We start from the raw sequence: 1,803 nt of genomic DNA, 5'->3' as shown, positions 1-1,803 counted from the left end.
GTATCGCGTGCGAATATTTTTGCGAGGCTCTCGCGCTTTAGAAACAGTCAAAAGAAATCCCCCCGATTTAATTCTTCTCGATATTCAAATGCCTGAAATGGACGGCTATGAGTTTTGCGATCGCATCAAAAAATCTCCGCATCTTTGCGAAATTCCGATTATTTTTATTAGCGCTATTGACGAATCAATGGATAAAATCCGGGCATTTCAATTGGGAGGTGCAGATTATATTACTAAACCTTTTCAAGAGTTAGAAGTATTAGCGCGTGTCGAACATCAATTAAAATTACAAAAGGCAAATAAATCTTTAAAGTTTCTCAATCAAACTTTAGAAGATCGTGTCAAGGAACGTACATTAGAATTAGAAGAAATTAATCGGCAAAAAGAGAATCTTTTGGAAACTTTAAAAGAAAAAAATATTGCTTTACAAGAAATCGATCGCTTAAAAGATGAGTTTTTAATGATTATGTCTCACGAACTCCGCAATCCTCTCAATGGGATTTTAGGTGCATTACAGTTGATTTTAGAAGGATTTTGCGACGATCGCCAAGAAGAAAGAGATAATCTTAAGATTGCAAAGGAATCAGCGCTGCATCTTCTCAAAACAATTAATAGTATCCTCGACATTGCTAAAATAAAGGCAGGAAGAATGCAAGTTTATTTACAAAAAATAGATTTGCGAATATATTTGAGTTCTGCGATCGATATTTACTCGGGTCAATTAAAACAAAAAAATCTGACTCTACATTATCAAGAAGATTCTCAACCTCTTATGATTCAAGGTGATGAAACGAAACTCACGCAGATATTTTTAAATATTATTGATAATGCGATAAAATTTACTGAATCTGGAGATATTTTCATAAAAACTCAGCATCAATTTGATTCCGATCCACAAAAAAACTGGGCAATAGTTACCATTCAAGATACTGGTATTGGCATTGAATCTGAGCGGCAATCTCTGCTTTTTAAACCCTTTTTAATGCTTGATAGTTCAACAACTCGCAATTATGAAGGACTGGGTTTGGGTTTAGTGATTGCTAAAAGTTGCTTAGAATTAATGGGAGGAACAATTAGATTAGAAAGCGCGGGGGAAAATTGTGGCACAACTGCAATAATTTCTTTCCCTTTATGTGAATACACCCGCTCATCATCCTTCGGATAGATGAGGGGCTTCACTCTCCCATAATCTCAATCAATTGCAGTCGATCCTGAGATGCACCCAGAGAATATGTTAAATTTTAGTTAGAGTCTGCAAATTATCGCCAGTTAGCCGACAAATTCGCCAATCATTGAGAATAACTGCTCCCATACTCTTATAAAAAGCGATCGCGGATTCATTCCAGTCTAGAACACTCCACTCAAAGCGTCCATACTGGCGATCGATGGCTAATTGAGCTAAATATTGAAACATCTTTTTGCCAATTCCTCGACGACGATAATCGGGTAAAACAAAGAGGTCTTCGAGATAGAGTCCAGGTTGGGTTAAAAAGGTGGAATAATTGCAGAAAAATAAAGCAAAACCGACGCTTTCTCCCTCCCATTCTGCCAGAATTGCTTCAATATAGGGGCGATCGCCAAATAAATGCTTGTGCAGTTCTGCAGTACCACCCGTAACTTCATGAGATAGTCGTTCGTACTCGGCAAGTGCTTTAATTAAGCTAAAGATCGTCGGAACATCCTCTGGTTTTGCTGGACGGATGTTTAATGAATGGGTCGTGTTTTGCATATTTTTTGCGGATAACTCAAATGACTATTTCTATTGCTCACCTAGGACCTGCGGGAACATATACAGAAACGACG

Annotated in this window: 2 protein-coding genes; one reads left to right on the top strand and one right to left on the bottom strand. The window is 37.5% G+C overall.

From position 1 onward, the window contains the following. Nucleotides 1-1,165 (top strand): hybrid sensor histidine kinase/response regulator (locus VB714_RS21350; RefSeq protein WP_323226708.1); only part of this gene is annotated, 1,165 nt, incomplete at its 5' end. A gap of 69 nt (nt 1,166-1,234) precedes the next feature. On the opposite strand, the gene VB714_RS21345 is transcribed toward VB714_RS21350, so the two are convergent. Further along, nucleotides 1,235-1,729, bottom strand: a complete 495-nt coding sequence (locus tag VB714_RS21345) for a GNAT family N-acetyltransferase (protein ID WP_323226706.1) — start codon at nt 1,727-1,729, stop codon at nt 1,235-1,237. Nucleotides 1,730-1,803 lie beyond the last annotated feature (74 nt).

Origin of the sequence: Spirulina sp. 06S082 (genome assembly GCF_034932145.1) — a bacterium.
GTDB lineage: Bacteria > Cyanobacteriota > Cyanobacteriia > Cyanobacteriales > Spirulinaceae > CCY15215.
The sequence above is the reverse complement of the archived record's forward strand: the minus strand, read 5'-3'. Positions and strand labels throughout refer to the sequence as shown.